This window comes from Paraburkholderia sp. (assembly GCF_035656215.1).
Taxonomy (GTDB): Bacteria; Pseudomonadota; Gammaproteobacteria; order Burkholderiales; family Burkholderiaceae; genus Paraburkholderia.
The window spans coordinates 1-5,292 of sequence record NZ_DASRSY010000286.1 but is presented as its reverse complement, the minus strand read 5'-3'; the positions used below and the strand labels follow the sequence as shown (position 1 = coordinate 5,292).

Annotated in this window: 3 protein-coding genes and 1 pseudogene; 2 read left to right on the top strand and 2 right to left on the bottom strand. The window is 64.0% G+C overall.

Annotated elements, in window-relative coordinates:
- Both VFE81_RS16145 and VFE81_RS16140 read right to left on the bottom strand, forming a co-directional pair.
- Positions 1–2,406 (bottom strand): maltotransferase domain-containing protein (locus VFE81_RS16145; protein WP_325045559.1); only part of this gene is annotated, 2,406 nt, incomplete at its 3' end.
- A 463-nt stretch (positions 2,407–2,869) separates the two neighbouring features.
- Positions 2,870–3,529 (bottom strand): DUF1345 domain-containing protein, encoded by a 660-nt coding sequence (locus VFE81_RS16140; RefSeq protein ID WP_325045558.1) that lies wholly within the window; start codon positions 3,527–3,529, stop codon positions 2,870–2,872.
- A 367-nt stretch (positions 3,530–3,896) separates the two neighbouring features.
- Here VFE81_RS16140 and VFE81_RS16135 point away from each other — a divergent pair, with 367 nt between their 5' ends.
- Together VFE81_RS16135 and VFE81_RS16130 are read left to right on the top strand one after the other, a co-directional pair.
- A complete protein-coding gene (locus VFE81_RS16135; protein WP_325045557.1) occupies positions 3,897–4,562 on the top strand; it encodes a sugar dehydrogenase complex small subunit in 666 nt (221 codons plus the stop codon).
- Between the two features lie 112 nt (positions 4,563–4,674).
- A pseudogene (locus VFE81_RS16130) lies at positions 4,675–5,292 on the top strand (choline dehydrogenase); the annotation flags it as partial.

The window sequence follows — 5,292 nt, the reverse complement described above, 5'->3', positions numbered from 1 at the left end:
ATTTTCCGCGTAACGCAGCGTGCCGTCAGGACGCCAGGCGAACCACGTCGGATGCTCCTTCAGCCACGGGTGATCCGGCGAGCACTGAACCGCGAAGTCGAGCGCGATTTCGAGGCCGTGCGCGTGGGCCGCGGCCAGCATCTGCTTGAAGTCGTCGAGCGTGCCGAGTTCGGGATGCACGGCGGTGTGGCCGCCCTCGACCCCGCCGATCGCGTACGGGCTGCCTACATCTCCCGGTTGCGCGTTCAGCGTGTTGTTGCGGCCTTTGCGGTTCGCCATGCCGATCGGGTGGATCGGCGGGAAGTACAACACGTCGAAACCCATGTCGCGGATGCGCGGCAGTTTCGTGACGACGTCAGCGAACGTGCCGTGACGCGATTCGTCGTCGCTCATCGAACGCGGGAAGATCTCGTACCAGTTTGCGAAGCTCGCGGCGGTTCGTTCGGCGTCGATCTTGTAGACGATCGGATCGCGGCTCAGGAATGGGCGGTGGCGCGCGGCGGTCATCGCCTTCGCGGTGGTCGGCGCGAGGAGCAGCGCGAGCTTGGCCTCGGGATCGGCCTTCGTGAAGACCTTGACGATATGGTCGAGCGGCTCAGTCTCCGCGCCTTCTGTGGTTTCCACTTCGGCAAGCACCAGGGCGAACAGATGCGCGGCTTCGTCGAGCTCGAGTTCGACTGTTTGTCCCGCTTTCAGCTTCTTCTGGATATGCTCGACCAGCGACGCAAAGTCGTCGCGCCACGCAATGACCGTGAATTCGTGGCGGCCGAGACGCTCCAGCGGAATGCGCGCTTTCCAGATATCGAGGCCGGCAGGCTGTGCCGGGCTCATCGGCACTTCGTGCCAGGCGATTTCATCGGCGGCGCGCCAGACCACGGCGGCGGCGATTTTGTCGTGACCTTCGGCGAAGATCGCGGCGGTGATTTCGGCACGCTCGCCCACCGTGCGCTTGGCGGGAAAGCGCCCGTTATCGACCGCGGGTGTCACGCTCTCGATCGCCACGCGCGGCGCGCTGATCGCGTCGAGCACGGTCTTCCGGCCGCTGCGCTTGCTGTTCGCCTTGTCGATTGGCGGTGCGAGACAGATCGGTTTATCGGCGAGCGCGCGGAACAGGCGCACTGCCCCGGGTGCGAGCGTGAACGGCGCCAATGTGGCGGGCGCGGCATTGCCGGGGGCGTCGAGCGGGACGAAGCGCGTGAAGTTGCCCGGTACGCCGGTGAGGAAGCGGGCTGGATCGAGGCGGACCGGCGCGCCGAGTTCGGGATTGATGGCGATCAGGACCGCTTCGCCGGCGGCGCGCAGATCGGGTGTGTCGGCCCGCAGCAAGACCGCTGCGGGCGCGCCAGGCCCGCTTAGCGGGCGCAATTCGCCGTTGGCGTGCAGCGTCTTCGTATTGCGCACCAGCTTGTTCGCATGGCTGATCCGTTCCGAGAGATCGAATCGTTTTGCCTGGCAGGCGAGGGCGAACTGCGAAGCGTCGCCGCGAGTCTGCGACATCGGCTCGGTGATGCCGTATTCGAAACCCATCGGCATCATCCAGCCGGTGCCGGTCGAGGCCGACGCGAACAGCGCGCGCCGGTAAGCACGCTCGACCACAGCGGCGTCGTGCGCATCGCTGAGATCGGCGGCGAGACGGGTGCCGTAAGGCGCTTCGGGAAAGGCGATGGGTGCGGCGATGCGGGCGAGCGCGGCGTGCTCTTCCACCATCCAGCTGGCGCGGAAGTTCCACCAGCGCACCGACGAGAACACACTGTCGAAGCCCGCGCCTTCGAGGCCGAGCAGATCACTACGCGCGAGACCGGGCGTCGCGGCGAGGAAACGCACCTCAGGATGTCTGGCGCGAACCGCGTCGCCGAGTTGCCGCCAAACCGCGGCCGGCACGCGGTGCGGTGAATCGAACCGGAAGCCGCCGATCCCGGCGTCGGCCAGCGCCAGCAGTTGCTGCGTCCACCAGTCGACTAGCGCGGCGCTGCTGTTGGCATCGTTGAAGTTGGCATACGCGACGTTGTCCGCGCGATGCACATGGCGCGGATCGAGCCGCGCCTCGTCAGACTCGAACGAGTGGAACCAGCCGGTATGTTCAGCGTACAGCGCGCCATCGGCGGCCATTCGGTCGATCACCAGATCGACCAGCAAGGTCAAACCGTGCGTGCGTGCGGCGTGCGCGAGCGTGCGGATTGCTTCCGCGGCCGGTTGCCGGGTCTCGAACACCGGATGCAGCCGGCCGTGATTGCCGACCACCTGTCCGTGACCCGCCCGGCCCGGCTCGAAGATGCCGCCGATCAGCGCGTGATCGAAGCCCAGTCCGGCTGCGTGAGCGAACTGGGCAGGCCATGCATCGAGCGGCCCGACGAGAAGTGAATGAAAAAAGTAGATCCGTGGCGCGTACCCGTTTGGAGATTCCATCGGTCCTTTCCAGATTTGTCCTGCTGCGGTGTGGATGCAATTGGCATGCGATCACAGCGCTCATTGGGCTTCCAGAGCCGGATACCGCGCGATGCGTGAAGCGAGGGCGCGTACTGGTCAATGTAGTGCAAAGATCGTCACGCCGCTGGCCAGTAGCGGGTGCTTTGACGCCAGGCATCGATTGCACGGGGTCGGCCAGAACTATTCGCAAGACGCAGCAAACGTTGTGCCAGTGCGTTTTGGATCGAAGCAAAGGGGGTGAGGAAGCGCGCCTCAGGGGTGGCGCGACGGGTGGCCAGAGGTGGCGCGGGGCGCGATGGTGGACGGCCCGCGTGTAAAACGTGCGGTCGTCGTCCGGGTTTTACACGGATGTTGCGAGGCGCGTGCCGGGGCCGCAAAAAAGGCGAAGCGGCGACCGGCGGGGCACGCCTTGTGAAGCAAAATTATTTGTGAAGGACGGCGGTCAGGAGCTGACCAGGCCCGCTGCGATGTTCACGCACAAGCCGAGCACGGCGACGTTGAAGTAGAACGACAGAATCGATTGCGCGAGCGCCGCGCGGCGAACCGTGCGGGAGCGCAGCACCACGTCCGAGGTCTGCGAGGCCACGGCAATGGTGAACGAGAAATACATGAAGTCCCAGTAGTTCGGATCGAGCTTGCGGTCGGGAAACAGCAGCGCGGTTTCCGTTGTATCGGGATCGTAGTAAAGCCGCGCGTAGTGCATGGTGAAAATGGTTGGGATCAGGAACCATGCACCGAACATCGTCAAGCCGGTCAACAGGTAGTGCCAGGCTGTCGAGCTGCCGGCCGTGCCCTTCGCCGAGGCCAGTTCGAGCACGATCGCGGCAATGCTGGCGATAGTCGCGACGCAGATTACTAGCAGCACGATGCCCGCATTCTCATCGTCGCGCTGCGCGAATTCCCGGACGCGACCCTCGTCGGCGGCGGCCATATGCACCCAGATCAGCACGAGATAGCTCCATACGGCGGCGTCCCAACCGGCCAGCACGCGCACCATTGGACGGTGTTCAGGTACGGCCAGCGCGGCCACGAGGCCGATGGCGAGGCCGATCAGCATGCGGGGTCGATTGCGAAGAACCTTCGGATAATATTTTGTGAGCATGGGATCAAGAGTGGAGGGCTGTCTGTGTCGCGGATTCTACTCGCGCTTCGGGCACCATTTGTCGAATGGGTGAATCACAGGCTATAGTCTTTCGCAACGGCCTTGCGCGTCGCTTTCAGTTGAAAGGCGATTGGCAGGCGGCACGTTTTTCGCCGTGCTCGCCGCGCAGTGATGCCGTTTCACAAGGCTGTCATCAGCACAACGTAACGCGGTTCGCGTCGGCATCGCGCGGCCACACAAGATCGCTTAAGCGGCGCCAGACCAGGTTTTGGGGTAGAGAAATCGACGCACCGCGCGAATGGCGTCACGCCGCGGCCGCGTTGCACGTTGAGAATGACTCACGATCGACTCACCATCTGGAGCCCCCATGACAGATGTTCCTGAGAAAGAAGATGCGCACCACAAAGTGACGCATTCGACCAGGTTTTCGTCGCCAGCTTCGTCTTCGCAGCTTTCCTCGCTGAGATCTTCGCAGTCACCTTCACCTTCGTTTCACGCCACGCGTTCGTTTTCGTTCTCGGCCTCGCGCAGGACATGGGTGCTGGGCGCATGCGCCACTGCTGTCGCGCTCGCGTTTGCCGGCGCAGGCCGCTCGCTTTCGTGGATCGCCCCGGCGTTCGCTGATACGCCCGCAGGCGGCGGACTCGATGCCTTCCTTGCGCTCTCGCAGCGTCTCACCGGGCGCACGGGCTTCGACGCCGTGCTCGGCAAACGTGTCTATGACGCGCTCGCCAAATCCGACAACCAGTTCTCCCAGAACGTCGCCGCGCTCAACACGTGGCTGCAAGGCCATGGCGGCGTGCCGTCCGATACCGTCACACAGGCATTGCAGGCCGATCAGCCGGCGCTTGCGAAATCCGTGAGCGCGATCATGCGGGCGTGGTATCTCGGTCTGGTAGGCGACATGCCGCATGTGGATGTGGTCGCTTATGAAAAAGCGCTGATGTTCGAGCCAGTCAAGGACGTGCTGACGATTCCATCCTATTGCCGCGACGTGCCGTTCTACTGGACGCAGAAGCCGGCGGTCGCCTGAACGACGTGCCTCTCGCGCGTGCCCTGTCGCCGTATCGTCTGATTGAGTCGTTCGACGAAACGCCGGCACGCGAAATCAGCAAGCAACGATAAGCCAGCATAAGAGGGCAACAATGGCAAATTCAAATTCCGCCGACATCGTCGTGGTCGGGTCGGGCGTGGCAGGTGGGCTGGTCGCGCATCAGATGGCGCTGGCCGGCGCGTCGGTGATTCTGCTCGAAGCCGGGCCGCGCATTCCGCGCTGGCAGATTGTCGAGAACTTCCGCAACTCGCCGGTCAAGTCCGACTTCGCGACGCCCTATCCCTCCACGCCTTACGCGCCGCATCCCGAGTACGCGCCCGCCAACAACTATCTGATCCAGAAGGGCGACTATCCGTACAACTCACAGTATGTGAGGCTGGTCGGCGGTACGACGTGGCACTGGGCCGCCGCCGCGTGGCGCCTGTTGCCGTCGGACTTCCAGTTGCACAAGCTGTATGGCGTGGGACGCGATTGGCCCTATCCCTATGAAACGCTGGAGCCCTGGTATTCAGCGGCTGAAATGCAATTGGGCGTTTCCGGTCCGGACAACACGATCGATCTCGGTTCGCCACGCTCCAGGCCGTACCCGATGAGCGCGTTGCCGCTGTCGTACATGGATCAGCGCTTTAGCGACGTGCTCAACGCACAAGGCTTCAAGGTGGTGCCCGAACCGGTGGCGCGAAACAGCCGTCCGTACGATGCGCGGCCC

Coding starts and splice junctions, on each gene's coding strand:
- VFE81_RS16140 (WP_325045558.1), bottom strand. CDS start 3,529: ATGCTCACAAAATATTATCCGAAGGTTCTTCGCAATCGACCCCGCATG.
- VFE81_RS16135 (WP_325045557.1), top strand. CDS start 3,897: ATGACAGATGTTCCTGAGAAAGAAGATGCGCACCACAAAGTGACGCAT.